10 protein-coding genes are annotated in these 15,241 nt (G+C 65.1%); 4 read left to right on the plus strand and 6 right to left on the minus strand.

Annotated features, from left to right (window positions below; translation table 11 throughout):
• Window positions 1-2: 2 nt before the first annotated feature.
• From AWB74_RS03635 to AWB74_RS03655, 5 genes are all read right to left on the minus strand, one after another.
• Window positions 3-1,187 carry a type II secretion system F family protein gene (locus AWB74_RS03635; RefSeq protein WP_061145595.1) on the minus strand — a complete coding sequence of 395 codons (1,185 nt, stop codon included), beginning with the start codon at window positions 1,185-1,187 and terminating at the stop codon, window positions 3-5.
• A 17-nt stretch (window positions 1,188-1,204) separates the two neighbouring features.
• Window positions 1,205-1,666 carry a type II secretion system major pseudopilin GspG gene (gspG, locus tag AWB74_RS03640; RefSeq protein ID WP_061145413.1) on the minus strand — a complete coding sequence of 154 codons (462 nt, stop codon included), beginning with the start codon at window positions 1,664-1,666 and terminating at the stop codon, window positions 1,205-1,207.
• 80 nt (window positions 1,667-1,746) lie between these two features.
• Window positions 1,747-3,780: a glycosyl hydrolase family 18 protein gene (locus AWB74_RS03645; protein ID WP_061145414.1), complete on the minus strand. Its 2,034-nt coding sequence runs from the start codon at window positions 3,778-3,780 to the stop codon at window positions 1,747-1,749.
• Window positions 3,781-4,190: 410 nt separating this feature from the next.
• Window positions 4,191-5,597: an argininosuccinate lyase gene (gene argH, locus AWB74_RS03650; protein WP_061145415.1), complete on the minus strand. Its 1,407-nt coding sequence runs from the start codon at window positions 5,595-5,597 to the stop codon at window positions 4,191-4,193.
• Window positions 5,598-5,652: 55 nt separating this feature from the next.
• The gene (locus AWB74_RS03655; RefSeq protein WP_061145416.1) at window positions 5,653-6,465 is read right to left on the minus strand and encodes a helix-turn-helix transcriptional regulator; all 813 of its coding nucleotides are present in this window, start codon (window positions 6,463-6,465) and stop codon (window positions 5,653-5,655) included.
• Between the two features lie 110 nt (window positions 6,466-6,575).
• Between AWB74_RS03655 and AWB74_RS03660 the strand changes: the two genes are divergently transcribed.
• The gene (locus AWB74_RS03660; RefSeq protein WP_061145417.1) at window positions 6,576-7,340 is read left to right on the plus strand and encodes a class I SAM-dependent methyltransferase; all 765 of its coding nucleotides are present in this window, start codon (window positions 6,576-6,578) and stop codon (window positions 7,338-7,340) included.
• A 24-nt stretch (window positions 7,341-7,364) separates the two neighbouring features.
• Here the strand turns inward: AWB74_RS03660 and ppc are convergent, their stop codons facing one another.
• Window positions 7,365-10,415: a phosphoenolpyruvate carboxylase gene (gene ppc, locus AWB74_RS03665; protein ID WP_061145418.1), complete on the minus strand. Its 3,051-nt coding sequence runs from the start codon at window positions 10,413-10,415 to the stop codon at window positions 7,365-7,367.
• Between the two features lie 336 nt (window positions 10,416-10,751).
• On the opposite strand from ppc, the gene hemC reads away from it, so the two are divergent.
• The 3 genes from hemC to AWB74_RS03680 are packed head-to-tail and all read left to right on the plus strand — an operon-like array spanning window position 10,752 to window position 15,060.
• Window positions 10,752-11,759 carry a hydroxymethylbilane synthase gene (gene hemC, locus AWB74_RS03670; RefSeq protein WP_061145419.1) on the plus strand — a complete coding sequence of 336 codons (1,008 nt, stop codon included), beginning with the start codon at window positions 10,752-10,754 and terminating at the stop codon, window positions 11,757-11,759.
• Window positions 11,759-13,858, plus strand: a complete 2,100-nt coding sequence (gene hemDX / locus AWB74_RS03675; RefSeq protein WP_061145420.1) for a fused uroporphyrinogen-III synthase HemD/membrane protein HemX — start codon at window positions 11,759-11,761, stop codon at window positions 13,856-13,858. The genes hemC and hemDX overlap by 1 nt, the downstream gene beginning before the upstream one ends.
• Entirely contained in the window at window positions 13,858-15,060 is a 1,203-nt protein-coding gene (locus AWB74_RS03680) for a heme biosynthesis protein HemY (RefSeq protein WP_200821920.1), read from the plus strand. The genes hemDX and AWB74_RS03680 overlap by 1 nt, the downstream gene beginning before the upstream one ends.
• Window positions 15,061-15,241: the final 181 nt, after the last annotated feature.

The following is a 15,241-nucleotide window of genomic DNA, read 5'->3' on the forward strand; positions in this document are numbered from 1 at the left end:
TCTCAACCCACGCTTCCGGCCAGCTGGAAAATCGGCATGTAGAGCAGAAAGATGATCGTTCCGACGATGCCGCCCACGACCAGCATCAGCACCGGCTCGACGACGCGCATCAGCGTGTCGATCGCGCGATCCAGCTCTTCGTCGCAGAATTCGGCCGAGCGCGTGACCATGCCCGCGAGCTCGCCGCTCTGCTCGCCGACGCGGATCAGCCGCTCCGCGACGGGCGTCGTCAGATTCGCGGCGGGCAGCGCACCGGACAGCGGCTTGCCCGCGCGGATGTCGTCGAGCGCCTGGGCGAGCGCGGCCTGCATCTGCGCGGGCAGCAGTTGTGCGGACAGTTCCATCGACGCGACCATCGACATGCCGCCCGCGAGCAACAGCCCGAGCGTGCGGTAGAAGCGCGTCAGCGCGAAGAGCCGCTGATAATCGGCGAGTTTCGGCAGGCTCAGAAACGCCGCGAAGAGCCTGCCGCGCACTTTCGGGCTTTTCAGCGACCAGAGCGCGCCCGCGATCACGGCGAAGAGTCCGGCGAGCAGCACGCCGCCGTGCGCTTCCACGAGATTTCCCCACGCGAGCATCATGCGCACGGTGAAGGGCATGTCCTTCATGGTCGCGAAGACCTGGCTGAACTTCGGCACCACGTAGAACGCCATGAACAGGATGATCAACGCGCCTACCGCGATGACGATCGACGGATACACCATCGACGACACGACCTTCTTGCGCACCGCCGCGAGCCGCGCGTCATACTGGTGATAGCGCTTGAGCGCCTCGGCGAGATGACCGGTCTGCTCGGCCGAGGCGACCGTCGCGACATAGAGCGGCGGAAAGTGCTCCGGCTGACGCTCCAGCGCGCGCGATAACGGCTCGCCTTCATAGAGCGCATCGACGATCTTCTGCAGCACCGTCCGGTTGAGTCCTTCCTTGCTCTTGTCGCGCAGCGTCTCGACCGTTTCGACGAGGCTCAGACCCGCTTCCAGCAACGCGATCAGCTCCTGGGTGAAGAGCGCGCGCTCGAACACAGGCTTCTTGAACGACAGCGACAAGCCCTTCTTGCCGACGGGCGTCGCCTCGATCAGCGCGAGCCCCATTGCGGCCACGCTCTGGCGCAACTGCGCTTCGTCGGCGGCGTCGAGATCCAGTTCCTGCGGGCCGCTGTCGGTGTCGACACGAACGCGATATCGCATGACGGCCGCCGCGCATGTCATTTGGCGACGATGTCCGCGTCCTCGCCGCTTCCGCCCGGTTTGCCGTCGGCGCCGTAGGTCATCAGGTCATAGTCTTTGCCGCCTTCGCCAGGCGAGCGATAGATATAGGGCTTGCCCCACGGATCGTTCGGAATCTGGCTGCTCATGTAGGGGCCGTCCCAGCCGGTCGTGTTGCCGACGTTGGACATCAGTGCGGCGAGTCCGGCGTCGGTGCCGGGATAGCGGCCCGTGTCGAGCCGGTATCGATCGAGCGCGCTTTCGATGCCCTTCATCTGCGAGGCCGCCGTCTTGCTGCGCGCCTTGCCCACTTCGCCGAAGAGCTTCGGCCCGACGTAGCCCGCCAGCAGCGCGATGATGAGCAGAACGACCAGCAATTCGAGCAAGGTGAAAGCACGCCGGCGCAGCCCGATGCCGCGCCGACCGAGCTTTGCCTTCGATACGGACAATCGTTCGTGCATGGCTGCCCCCGTCGGTTCGAGTACTTCGCCACGCGCGCGATCGCCTCATTGCGCGGGCGATCGCGCGCTTGCCCCGGATTTCACTTGAGTCCGTCGCCCATGATTTTCAGCAGTTCCGCGTTGGGGCCGTCGCCGTCGAGTTCCCAGCTGAACGCGCCGCGCAGGTTGTTGGCCTTCACGTAGTCCATCTTGATCTGCACGGCGGTGGGCGAGTCGTAGGACCACCACGTCGAGCCGTCGTACTTGTACGACTGCTTCGTCACCGGGTGCTCGCGCAGGGTGCCGGCCGCGCCCTTCAGGATGCGATAGTCCTGGATGCCTTCCTCGTACTTGCCGGGCGCGGGCTTGGTGGCTTTCTGATAGAGGCCGTCGCCTTTCGCGCCCGCCGCGACGCCCGTCCATCCGCGCCCGTAGAACGGAATGCCGACGACGAGCTTGGACGGCGGCACGCCCGCGTTGAGCAGCGCCTTCACCGAGCTGTCGACGTTGTAGCTCGGGGCATAGCCTCCCGCCTTGTAGTTCGGGCTCTCGGGGTCGGCATAGAGCGGCGCCTGGAAGTCCGTCGGCCCGGTCGATTCCCAGCCGCCGTGAAAGTCGTACGACATGATGTTGATCCAGTCGAGCGACTTGCTGTATTCGCCCGGCGCCGTGTGCTCGATCTTGTCGGTGCCCGAGCCGATCGCGACGGTCAGCAGATAGCGCTTGCCCGATTGCGATCCGTACGCGTCGAGCTGCTTGCGGAACTCGGCGAGAAGCAGGGTGTAATTCTGCTTGTCGTTCGGATCGACGACGTTGTACGGCTGACCCGCGCCGCCGGGGAACTCCCAGTCGATGTCGATGCCGTCGAAGATGCCGGCCGCCACGCCGTTGCCTCCGGTGTTGGAACCCGTATCGACTGGCAGATTGCCTTTGAGATAGAGATCGATGCACGACGACACGAGCTGCTTGCGCAACGCATCAGTTGTCGCCGCTTTGCCGAACCATCTGGACCAGGTCCATCCGCCGAGCGAAATGATGATCTTCAGATTCGGATACTTGGCCTTGAGCAACTTGAGCTGGTTGAAGTTGCCCTTGAGAGGCGCGTCCCAGGCATCGGCCTTGCCGTTGACGGACTCGTTCGCACCGAAGTTCTTTCCGTAGTCGGCCCACTGATCGCCGCCGGTGCCGGCATCTGGCGCGTTCGGATTGGTCGCGCCGGGTTCGGCCTTGTTGACGATGCCGCACTCGTAGCCGCCGTTCTTCTGATAGAGGTTGCCGAACGCGTAGTTGATGAACGTGAGCAGCTTGGCCGATCCCGTCGTGTCGACATCCTTGAGCTTGTAATTGCGATCGTAGATGCCCCATTGCGCGAAGTAACCGCCGATCTCGCGCGCGCCCGCGGGGCTGGGCGTCGGGGCTGGCGTCGGCGTCGGGGCTGGCGTGGGAGTCGGCGTGGGCGTGGGCGTCGGCGTTGGTGTCGGCGTTGGCGTTGGCGTTGGCGTTGGTGTCGGCGTGGGCGTTGGAGTCGGCGTGGGCGTTGGAGTCGGCGTTGGCGTGGGTGTCGGCGTTGGCGTTGGCGTTGGCGTCGGAGTCGGAGTCGGAGTCGGAGTCGGCGTAGGAGCGGGCGTCGGCGAACCGGAGCATGCGCCGATGTCCTGCCACACGCCGTACGCTCCGGATTGCGCGGGATTCTCTCCTTGCGTCCACCACTTGTTTTGATAGTTGCGTCCGTTGTACGTGACCTTCGACCCGGCCTGAGCATAGACCTGCGAAGCCGACCACGCCGCAAAGCATGCAGTAGGCGAGGGAGCCGGCGTTGGTGTGGGTGTGGGCGTCGGTGTCGGTGTCGGTGTCGGCGGAGGTGCAGGTGTGGGCGTCGGCGTCGGCGACGGCGTTCCGCCCGAAGCGCCAAGATCCTTCCACAGCGTCGGTGTCGTGGCAGGGGTCCAGCCGGCGCCGGGATACGCCGTGTGCGCCTGAAGTGCCTGGTACGAATGGCCGTTATAGGTGACCGTCGCGCCAGCCGGGTAGGTCGTGCCTTCCGCCCATTCGGCGCTCCATGCGGTGACCGAATATGCGACCAGTGCGGTGAGCACGAGTGCGGTTGCTTTGGACTGCTTGCCAAGACGCTTCATGGTCGCGGCCTCACTGGTGTGGTTTTCTGATTGATTTCAGTTCTTGGCATTTTTTCCGCGCCGGATGCTATTTTTAACGGGCGGCTTATAGATGGGTGTGGGATATATTGATAATCCAACCTATGCTGCTAGGCAAGGCATATTCAATATTAGGTTTCCTACAGGATCGATTTATTGAATTTCGATCGCCGAAACCCAAGTGGTATTCCGATGGGCCATTTATGGCGCATTCAGAAATATTGCGGAGGCTGAAATGACTTATCGATAAATCCCGTCCTGCGACGCACGCGGAAATCGATTCGCGGAATAATCGTCGCTTCGTTGACGGATTATCTATTCGGGCTATTTACTGTCGTCGAATAAAAAAACGGACTCCCGAAAGAGTCCGTTTTCAGCAAAAGCGCAGCGCTTCAGTTCAATGCCGCGCGCGCCGCCTGCGCCGCCGCGCGCACCTGATCCGGCGCGGTGCCGCCCGGATGATTGCGGCTCGCGACCGAACCTTCGAGCGTCAGATACTCGAACACGTCCTCGCCGATGAGATGCGCGACGTTCGGCAGTTCGATGCGCATCGCGTCCAGCGACAAATCCGCGAGATCGCAGCCGCGATCGTCACAGATACGCACCGCGTGCGCGACCGCTTCGTGCGCATCGCGGAAAGGCAGGCCGCGCTTCACGAGATAGTCCGCGAGATCGGTCGCGGTCGAAAATCCCTGTAACGCCGCCGCGCGCATGGCCTGCGGCTTGACGGTGATGCCCGCCGCCATTTCAGCGAAGATGCGCAGCGTGTCCGCGACCGTATCGACGGTATCGAACAGCGGTTCCTTGTCTTCCTGATTGTCCTTGTTGTACGCGAGCGGCTGACCTTTCATCAGCGTGAGCAGCGCCATCAGATGACCGTTCACGCGGCCCGTCTTGCCGCGCGCGAGCTCGGGCACGTCGGGGTTCTTCTTCTGCGGCATGATCGACGAACCCGTGCAGAAACGGTCCGCCAGATCGATGAAGCCCACGCGCGGGCTCATCCACAAAACGAGTTCTTCCGAGAAGCGCGAAACGTGCGTCATGACGAGCGCGGCCGCCGCCGTGAATTCGATCGCGAAATCGCGGTCGGACACCGCATCGAGCGAATTCGCGCAGATGCCGTCGAAGCCGAGCGTCTTCGCGACCGCGTGACGATCGATCGGATAGCTCGTGCCCGCGAGCGCCGCGGCGCCCAGCGGCAGGCGGTTCACGCGCTTGCGCGCGTCCTGCATGCGCTCGGCGTCGCGCGAAAACATTTCGACGTACGCTAGAAGGTGATGCCCGAACGTCACCGGCTGCGCGACTTGCAGATGCGTGAAGCCCGGCATGATCGTGTCGGCGTTTTTCTCGGCGATATCAATCAGAGCGAGACGCAAGTCCTTCAGCAACCCGCCGATGCGATCGATCTCGCCGCGCAGCCACAAACGGATATCGGTTGCGACCTGATCGTTGCGCGAGCGGCCGGTGTGCAGGCGCTTGCCCGCATCGCCGATCAAAGCCGTCAAACGCGCCTCGATATTCAGATGCACGTCTTCCAGATCCAGCTTCCACTCGAACTCGCCGCGCTCGATTTCGCCCTTGATCTGCGCCATGCCGCGCTCGATGGCGGCAAGGTCGTCGGCGCTGATGATCTTCTGCGCCGCGAGCATCGATGCATGCGCGAGCGAGCCTTGAATATCGACGAGCGCAAGACGGTTATCGAAGAACACCGACGACGTATAGCGCTTGACGAGCTCCGACATCGGTTCGGAGAAGCGAGCCGACCAGGCTTCGCCTTTTTTGTGAAGTTGGGACGTCATGGTGATTTTCTCAGCGGATTGAGCTTCGGGAAGGCCAAAATTTTAACATTCGACGCTATTCGGATTCGGACCCGACGAGAATCACGAGTTTCAAATCCTCGCGATGCGCCGGCCTGAAAGTGATCTGATTGAACACGACACGCCCGCGCGACGGATGGCTGAACGCGCGTTCGCCGCCTTCGCGCTCGAACACGTCCTGCGACGCCCAGTAGCGCGCGAACGCATCGCTTGCGGCGGACAGCGAATCGATGAGCGCGCGCGTCGGGGCGTCGTTCAGATGGCGGATCGAATCGGCGCGGAACTCGGCCGCGAGCCGCCGCGCGCGCGTGTCCCAGTCGACGATCAGCGCGCGCGCCGCCGGCGACGTGAACGTGTAGGTGAGGAGATTGCGGTCGTTCGCGCCGTCGAGCCAGCCGACGAAGAGATCGGCCGCGTGCTCGTTCCAGCGCAGCGCGTTCCATTGACGATCGAGCACGTAGGCGGGCGCGCCGATCAGACCGACCGTCTGCAACAGCGCGGCGGGTGCGTCCTGCGCCGCGGGATCGGGCTCGGCGGGATCGCGCTGGGCGGCGAGCTCGAACAGATATGCGCGTTCGGCACGCGAAAGCTGCAACGCGACCGCGATGCGCGCCAGCGCATCGGCGGACGCCGACACCGGGCGCCCTTGCTCGATCCACGTGTACCAGGTCGGGCTCACGCCGCACAGTTGCGCGACTTCCTCGCGGCGCAATCCCGGCGTGCGGCGGCGCGGGCCGGGCGCGAGTCCGACCGCCTGCGGCGAAAGCCGTTCGCGATGTGCGCGGATGAACTCGCCGAGCGCGTGCGCGGCCGTTTCGATATGGGGTTCTTGGTTGTCGGGGTGGTTCATTGGGACTGCGTCGGCTGGTGTTTCTGATACCAGGATATCTGCTCAACTTGTACTGGTACAAAGCGCGCTCTATTGTAGCGGCACAAGCCCATACGAAACCGGAGCCCACGATGAAACATCACGACCAGGTCGCCGACGCCTTCGGCTCGACCGCCGCCGCCTACCTCACGAGCCAGGTCCACGCGAGCGGCGCGGATTTGCAGAATCTCGCCGCGACCTTCGCGGCCACGTGCGGCAACGCGAGCGTGCTGGACATGGGCTGCGGCGCGGGACACGCGAGCTTCGCGGTCGCGCCGCACGTGCGCGAAGTCGTCGCCTACGACATCGCGCCGCCAATGCTCGCGACCGTCGATGCCGCCGCGAAAGAGCGCGGCCTCACGACGATCCGCACGCAGCAGGGCGCGGCCGAAACGCTGCCATTCGCCGACGCGTCGTTCGACTGGGCGATCAGCCGCATGAGCGCGCACCATTGGCGCGACGTTTCGGCAGCGTTGAAGGAAGCGCATCGCGTGCTGAAGGCGGGCGGACGGCTGAAGTTCATCGATATCGCGGGCATCGACGATCCGCTTTACGACACGCATATCCAGGCCATCGAACTTCTGCGCGATGCGTCGCATATCCGCGACTATCGCGCCGACGAATGGATCGCGATGCTCGACGCCGCCGGCTTCGACGCACACGTGACCGAACGCTGGCGCATTCCGCTCGAATTCGACACGTGGGTCGCGCGCATGCGCACGCCGCCCGAGCGTGTCACGGCGATCAGATCGATGTGGACGAGCGCGCCCGATGAAGTGCGCCAGTATTTCGGCGTGAAGGAAGACGGCTCGTTCGAACTCGACGCGATGATGATCGAGGCGAAGCGGCGGGATTAGACGCCGCTTCGGCCGGCCGAGGAATCAACCGGTATTGCGCAAGCCCGCCGCAATGCCGTTGATCGTGAGGTGAATCCCGCGCCGCAGCCGCACGTTCTGATCACCCGCGCGATGGCGCTTGAGCAGTTCCACTTGCAAGTGATTGAGCGGATCGAGATACGGGAAGCGGTTCTTGATCGAGCGCGCGAGCAAGGGATTGTCCGCGAGACGATCGATCTTGCCGGTGATCTCGCCGAGCACATCGCATGTGCGCTGATGTTCCGCGACGATCTTGTCGAAGACGAGCTTGCGCAGCTTCTTGTCGCTGACGAGCTGCGCATAGCGCGACGCAACCGCGAGATCGGTCTTCGCGAGCACCATGTCCATGTTCGACAGCAGGTTCTTGAAGAACGGCCACGTCTTGTGCATCTTGCGCAGCATCGCGAGGCGCTTCGCGCGCTCGTCGTCCGAATCCGTCTTGTCGAGATACGCGGTCACCGCGCTGCCGAAGCCGTACCAGCCCGTGAGCAGCAAACGGCATTGTCCCCACGAGAAGCCCCACGGAATCGCGCGCAGATCCTCGATCTTGCGTTGCTTCGGGTCCTGCAGCTTGCGCGACGCCGGCCGGCTGCCGATGTTCAGTTCCGCGATCTCCGAAATTGGCGTCGACAGGAAGAAGTAGTCGGTGAAGCCGGGCGTCTCGTAGACGAGCGCGCGGTACGCGGCCATCGCGGAATCGGAGAGCGTCTGCATCGCCGCTTCGAATTGCGGCAGTTGCGCGGGCGCGTTTTCATGCGGCAGCACGGATGCTTCGAGCGTCGCCGCGACCACCGTCTCCAGATTGCGCCGCCCGATTTCCGCGTTCGCGAATTTGCTCGCGATCACTTCGCCCTGCTCGGTGAGGCGGATTTGTCCGTCGACGGTGCCGGGCGGCTGCGACAGAATCGCCTGATAGGTCGGGCCGCCGCCGCGTCCGACCGTGCCGCCGCGGCCGTGGAACAGGCGCAGCGTCGTGCCGCGTTCGTTGAAGAGCGTGACGAGCGCCAGCTCCGCGCGATACAGCTCCCAGTTCGACGTCAGAAAGCCGCCGTCCTTGTTGCTGTCCGAATAGCCGAGCATCACTTCCTGCTCGTTGCCCTGATTCTCGATCAGCTTGCCGATGCCCGGCAGCGCGAAGAATTCGCCCATGATGACGGGTGCGTTGCGCAAGTCGGCGATGGTCTCGAAGAGCGGAATGACCATGAGGCCGTCGCGCGGGGAGTCGTCCTTCGCGTCGAGGCAACCTTGCAGCACGCCGGTTTCCTTCTGCAACAGCATCACTTCCAGCAGATCGCTGACGGTTTCCGTATGGGAAATGATGTAGTTGCGCACCGCGCGCGCGCCGAACTTCTCGCGCGTCTCGCGGGCCGCTTCGAGCACGCCGAGCTCGCTCTTCGCGAGATCGGAATATTGCGCGTAGGGAAGACGCAGCGGACGCGGCTGCGCGAGTTCCTTCTGCAGTACGTCGCGCTTTTGTTCTTCGGACAGCGACGCGTAATCCGCCACGACGCCCGCGCGCGCAAGCAGTTCCGCGATTACGGCTTCGTGGATATCCGAACTCTGCCGCAAGTCGATGCTCGCGAGATGGAAGCCAAACACTTCGGCCGCGCGCACGAGCGGCGACAGACGCAGGATCGACATCGACTCGCCGTGATGCTCGGCGAGCGAATCGACCAGCACGTGCAGATCGCGCACGAACTCGGAGGAATCGGCATAGGGCGTCGCGCGGATCTGCGGCGTGCCCGGTCCGGCGCTGCGCACCGAAACGACGCCTTCGCCGAGCCGCACGCGCGCACTCGCCGCGAGCCGCGTGTAAATGCCGATGAGCGCGCGCCGATACGGCTCGTCCGTGCGATGCGGCGACTGGTCGGGCGAGGCATCGGCGAGCGCTTTCAATGCATCGCTCGAACCGGCGAGCAGGTTCGACACGGACAGTTCCGCGCCGAGCTTGTGCACCTCTTCGAGATAGTGCTCGAAGATCACGATCGCCTGACGCGTGATCGCGGTTTCGAGCGTTTCGCCGGTGACGAACGGATTGCCGTCGCGGTCGCCGCCGATCCAGCTACCCATCTGGAAGAACGGCGGCAGGCGCACGGGCAGGCCGTGCTCGGCCAGCGCGGCTTCGATATCGGCGTAGAGCCCGGGAATCTCCGCGAGAAACGTCGCGCGATAGTAGGACAGCGCGTTGTCGATTTCATCGGTGACGCTCAGGCGCGTGTCGCGCAGCATGCGCGTCTGCCACAGCGACGTCACGCGCGCGCGCAGCACGGCTTCGTTGCGGGCGCGCTCGCGTGCGGTCAGTTCCTGGTCGCGCTCGGCGAGCAGACGCGCGATGTCGTGCTGTCCATCGAGAATGCTCTTGCGCGACACTTCAGTCGGATGCGCTGTGAGGACGGGGACGATCAGCGCATCGCCGAAAAACTTCTCCAGCATCTTGCGCGTCTCGCTGGCCTTCTTGTGCTCGCGCATGCGCTCGATCGCATAGGCGATCGTGCCGGGCTGCGAGACCGAACCGGCGAGCGCGTGAATGCGGCGGCGGCGGTTGTGATGACGGTCTTCCGCGATGTTCGCGAGATGCGAGAAGTAGCTGAATGCGCGCACGACCGACACCGTCTGCTCCGGCGACAGCGCGCGCAGTTTCTTCTCCAGCGTCTGCGCGGCTTCGCTGTCGTCCTCGCGGCGGAATTTCACGGCCGTCTGACGGATGGCCTCGACGACATCGAACACGGCGTCGCCTTCCTGTTCGCGCAGCACTTCGCCGAGCAGCCGGCCGAGGAAGCGGATGTCTTCGAAGAGCGGGCGGTCCTTGTCGTCGCGCGTGCGGCTCGTGGACTTCGGCACGGGTGCGCCGTTCGCACGCGGCGCTCTCGTCTTGGCGGCGACGGCTTTCTTCGCGACCTTCAGCGGAATCGCCGCTTTCACCGCTTTCGATCCTTTCGTGGCCGTCGCGGCCTTCGTGACGATGGGCGACGACGCCGCGCGGGGCGCGTCGGAGGAGGAAGACTGGGGCGATGCGGCGTTGCGGCGCGTCGGGCGAGCCGATCCAGAAGACGTCACGTTGGGTTCCTCTCAGAAGCTGCGAAGCCAGGCACATCGACGGGATGCCGCAACCTTCGGGAGGCGCCGCATCGGACAGGAAACCGCAGGCCGCGCGAACGGCCGTGCGTCAAACCGGCGACAGCATGCCGCGGTGTTCCGGGCGCCACGAAGCGTTCATCGTGCGCGAGCCGGCAACCGCTGCCGTTCACGCCGGTCGAAACGCACCGCGGACGCCCTGAAAGGCGCACCGGACAAGGCTCTCGCGCGCTGCCCGTGTGTCGGTGGAGCTTGGCGTGCGTGCTACCATTGTTCGCTAATGTGTATTCATCCATCCCGTCATTCGATCGAGCATCAATGAATTCCGAGACGCATTCCACGACACCGCCCGCAAGCATCACGATCGCTTCGCGGGAAAGCCGGCTTGCGATGTGGCAGGCCGAGCATGTGCGGTGTGCGCTGCACAAATTATATCCATCTTGCGACGTGAAAATCCTCGGAATGACGACGCGCGGCGATCAGATTCTCGATCGCACGTTGTCGAAGGTCGGCGGCAAGGGTCTCTTCGTGAAAGAGCTCGAAGCCGCGCTTGCCGATGGCCGCGCCGATCTCGCCGTGCATTCGCTGAAAGACGTGCCGATGGAGCTGCCCGAAGGCTTCGCGCTCGGCGCCATTCTCGAGCGTGAAGATCCGCGCGATGCGTTCGTGTCGCCGCACTACGAATCGCTGGAAGCGTTGCCGGCTGGAAGCATCGTCGGCACGTCGAGCTTGCGCCGCGAGGCGATGATCCGCGCGCGCTTTCCTCATCTCGATGTCCGTCCGCTGCGCGGCAATCTCGACACGCGGCTCGGCAAGCTCGATCGCGGCGAGTACGCGGCGATCATTCTCGCGGCAGCGGGTTTGAAGCGCCTTGGTCTCGAAGCGCGCATCCGGGCGCTGCTCGATCCGGCGGACAGTCTGCCCGCAGCGGGGCAGGGCGCGCTCGGCATCGAGATTCGCGCCGATCGCGCGGATATGGCCGCGTGGCTCGCGCCTTTGCACGACGAAGCCACCGCGCTCGCGGTCGAAGCGGAACGCGCGGTGTCGCGGGCGCTCGGCGGCAGTTGCGAAGTGCCGCTCGCCGCGCACGCGGTATGGCGCGACGGCGCGCTGCATCTGCGCGGCGCGGTGTCGATGCCCGATGGCCGTCGCGTGCTGCGTGCCGAAGAGACCGTCCGTTCGCCCGACCTCGCCGGCGCGCTTGCGCTCGGCAAGCGCGTATCGGCGGATCTCGAAGCGCAGGGCGCGATCGACATCGTCAATGCGCTCACGACGATGAGCCGCACGGACGGCCCGAACACCGCGCCCTCGGGGCCCAAGTCCTGATGGCGGGCGAGCGCCGCGCCACCGTCGTCGTCACGCGTCCGGGCGGACAGTCGTCCGCGTTGCTCGCGCTGCTGGCGAACGCCGGATTCGGGACGCTGGAATTTCCGCTCATCGACATCGCGCCCGTCGACGACGACGCGCCGCTGCGCGCCGCGCTCGACGAGCTTTATCTGCCGCCGGACGCGCCCGGGCGTTATGCGCTCGTCGTGTTCGTGTCGCCGAATGCGATCGATCATGCGTTCAGCCGGCTCGGTGCGCCGTGGCCCGCGGATCTGCCCGTCGCGGTCGTCGGTCCCGGGTCGGTCGCGGCGCTCGTGCGGCAGGGCGTGCACGGGCCTTCGCATCGCGTGATCAGCCCGTCGACGGAAGACGCCGATCCGCGCTTCGATTCCGAAGCGCTCTATGCGGCCATCGAAGCGCATTTCGGCACGAACGGTCTGGAAGGTAAGCGTGTGCTGATCGTGCGTGGCGACGGCGGCCGCGAATGGCTTGCCGAGCGGCTCGTCGAAGCGGGCGCGAAGGTCGAAAAGGCGACGGCATATCGCCGCGTGCTGCCGGAACCGTCGATGCAAAAGTGGGAGCGCGTTCACGCGCTGCTCGCGGGCGGACCGGACATCCGTCACGCATGGCTGCTGACGAGTTCCGAAGGCGTGCGCAATCTCGCCGAGCTCGCGCACGAACATCTCACCGCCGACGAAATCGCGCGCCTGAAGCGTGCGCCGCTCGTGTGTCCGCATCCGCGTATCGCTGAAGCCGCGCGGGGAGCGGGTTTTGATAGGATTACGGTGTCCGGCGCGGGCGACGAACGCATCGCACACTCGCTGGAAGCGCTGTTCCCGGCCGTAGAAACGCAACGCGATTCGGAGGCTCACGCACGAGCGAGCGCATCGAGCTCGATCCATTCGACATCCGCGCCGACGGACGCCAATCCGGCCACCGCGCCGGCTCACCAAACGGCCTATGAAACGGCTCAATCACGCATGACTGATTCGAACGATTCCAAGAAAGCTTCACCTCAGCCGAACGTGACACCGCCCTTGCCGCCGAACACGCCGTTCACGCCTTTCGAGCAGCAGAAGCGTCGCGGCGGCGCGGGCATCGTGTTGTTGTGGCTCGTCGTCGTCATTCTGGCGGTGGCCGCGGGCGCGGGCGCGTTCGTGCTGAACCGCAAGTTCGACCGCGCCGGCGCAGAACTGTCGCAACGTGTCGCTCAGGCCGACGAGCAGAACGCCGATCTGCGCGCGAAAGCCGATCAGGCCGCGAGCGCGACCACCGCGCTCAACACGCAGATCATCCAGTTGCAAGGCAAGCTCGCCGACGCCGAAGCGCACAGCCAGGCGTTGCAACAGCAGTATCAGGATCTCGCGAGCAATCGCGACGACTGGACCGTCGCTGAAGTCGAGCAGATTCTGTCGAGCGCGAGCCAGCAGTTGCAACTGACCGGCAACGTGCAGCTCGCACTCTTCGCGCTGCAAAGCGCCGACGAGCGCCTCGCTTCGACCACCGGCCCGCAAGTGGTGGCGATCCGCAAGGCGATCGCGGCGGACATCGACAAGCTCAAGTCCGCGCCCACCACCGATCTCACCGGCCTCGCGATCAAGCTCGACACGGCCATCGACCAGATCGGGCAGTTGCCGCTCTCGGGCGAAGCACCGATCGCGCCCGCCCGCGCGCAGGCGGCCGAGCCGGCCAATAGCGCATCGATTGCGGCGGCGACCGGCGAGCCGCGCTGGAAGGTGCTGTGGCGTCAGATCACGAGCGGCATCGGCCAGCAGTTGTCGAGCCTCGTATCGGTGCGGCGCATCGACAGCGCGGACGCCATGCTCACATCGCCCGATCAGGGTTACTTCGTGCGCGAGAACGTGAAGCTGCGTCTTTTGTCCGCGCGCCTGTCGCTGCTCTCGCGCAGCGAGCCGACGCTCAAGTCGGACCTGCACGCCGCCGACGCCGCGCTCGCACGCTACTTCGACGCATCGTCCAAAAAAGTGCAGGCCGTGCGCGATCTCGTGAAGCAGGTCGATTCCGCGTCGCTCGCCGTCGCCGTGCCGAATCTGAACGCGAGCCTCGCCGCCGTCCATCAGTTCAAGCGAGGCGGATGATGACGATTCGTGGACTCATCTGGCTCGCGCTGCTGTTCGCCGTCGCGGTGATCGTCGCGACCGTCGGCGGTTTCAACGGCGGACAGATTCTGCTCGTGATGCCGCCGTATCGCGTGGACGTGTCGCTCAACCTGTTCGTGGTGGCGCTCGTCGTGCTGTTCATCGTGCTCTACGGCATCATTCGCGCGGTGCGCGGCGTGTGGAAGATGCCGTCGCGCGTCGCCGCATACCGCGCGCGCAGCAAGCTCGCGAAGGCGAATGCGTCGTTGCGCGATGCGATCGGGCATCTGTACGCCGGGCGCTTCTCGAAGGCCGAGAAAGCAGCGCGCGATGCGCTTTCCGTCGACGCCAACAAGGGCGCGGCCGGTCTCATCGGCGCGAACGCGGCGCATCGTCTGCACGAATACGCGCGGCGCGACGAATGGCTCGGGCAGGTTGCCGGCACGGACTGGCAGGACGCGCGCCTGATGGCTACCGCCGACATGCGCGCCGATGGCCGCGACGCCGACGGTGCGCTCGTCGCGCTCACCGAGATGCAGGCGCAGGGCGGCCGGCGCATCCACGCGCAGCAGATCGCGCTGCGCGCGCAGCAGCAGTTGAAGAACTGGGGCGAGGTGCTGAAGCTCGTGCGCATGCTGGAAAAGCGCGAGGCGCTGCATCCGGCGGTCGCGGTGCGGCTGCGTCAGGTGGCGGCGGAAAACCTGCTGCGCGACCGGCGCCACAATCCGGATGCGCTGCTCGAACTGTGGCAGTCGCTCTCCGTGGCGGAGCGTCAGTCGCCGCGTCTCGCCGATCTCGCCGCCGAATTGCTGATCGCGCTCGATCGCCGCGCTGAGGCCAGGAAGATCGTCGAGGATGCGCTCGCGCACAACTGGGACGCGCGCCTCTTGCGGCGCTATCCGGATTGCGTCGTCGGCGGCGATGCCTTCCCGCTGATCCAGCGCGCCGAAGCGTGGCAGAAGGAGCGCACCGAAGACGCCGATCTGCTCTTCACGCTCGGGCGGCTCTGTCTGCATCAGCAGTTGTGGGGCAAGGCACAGGCGTTCCTCGAATCGGCGCTCAAGCTCGCCGACACCGAAAACAACGAGCCGCTCAAGATCCGCACGCATCGCGCGCTCGCCCGTCTGCACGAGCAGTTGGGCGATGCGGAGAAGGCGGCCGAGCATTACCGCGCGAGCGCGCTGGCGATGAACATCGTCTGACACGCAGCGCCTCGGGCGTTTCGAACAAAGAGCCGCATGACGAACGTTCATGCGGCTCTTTCTTTTTCGATGCGGGTTTTGCGCTGTCTGTACGGCAACGCACGGCTATTGATCGGAGTACATGGTCTAGTTTGTCTCTAATAATTTGAATGATGGCGCGCGCGTTCACGGTCGCTGCCAT

The organism is Caballeronia arvi (assembly GCF_001544695.2).
Taxonomy (GTDB): domain Bacteria; phylum Pseudomonadota; class Gammaproteobacteria; order Burkholderiales; family Burkholderiaceae; genus Caballeronia; species Caballeronia arvi.

Coding starts and splice junctions, on each gene's coding strand:
- AWB74_RS03635 (WP_061145595.1), bottom strand. CDS start 1,187: ATGCGATATCGCGTTCGTGTCGACACCGACAGCGGCCCGCAGGAACTG.
- gspG (WP_061145413.1), bottom strand. CDS start 1,666: ATGCACGAACGATTGTCCGTATCGAAGGCAAAGCTCGGTCGGCGCGGC.
- AWB74_RS03645 (WP_061145414.1), bottom strand. CDS start 3,780: ATGAAGCGTCTTGGCAAGCAGTCCAAAGCAACCGCACTCGTGCTCACC.
- argH (WP_061145415.1), bottom strand. CDS start 5,597: ATGACGTCCCAACTTCACAAAAAAGGCGAAGCCTGGTCGGCTCGCTTC.
- AWB74_RS03655 (WP_061145416.1), bottom strand. CDS start 6,465: ATGAACCACCCCGACAACCAAGAACCCCATATCGAAACGGCCGCGCAC.
- AWB74_RS03660 (WP_061145417.1), top strand. CDS start 6,576: ATGAAACATCACGACCAGGTCGCCGACGCCTTCGGCTCGACCGCCGCC.
- hemC (WP_061145419.1), top strand. CDS start 10,752: ATGAATTCCGAGACGCATTCCACGACACCGCCCGCAAGCATCACGATC.
- hemDX (WP_061145420.1), top strand. CDS start 11,759: ATGGCGGGCGAGCGCCGCGCCACCGTCGTCGTCACGCGTCCGGGCGGA.
- AWB74_RS03680 (WP_200821920.1), top strand. CDS start 13,858: ATGACGATTCGTGGACTCATCTGGCTCGCGCTGCTGTTCGCCGTCGCG.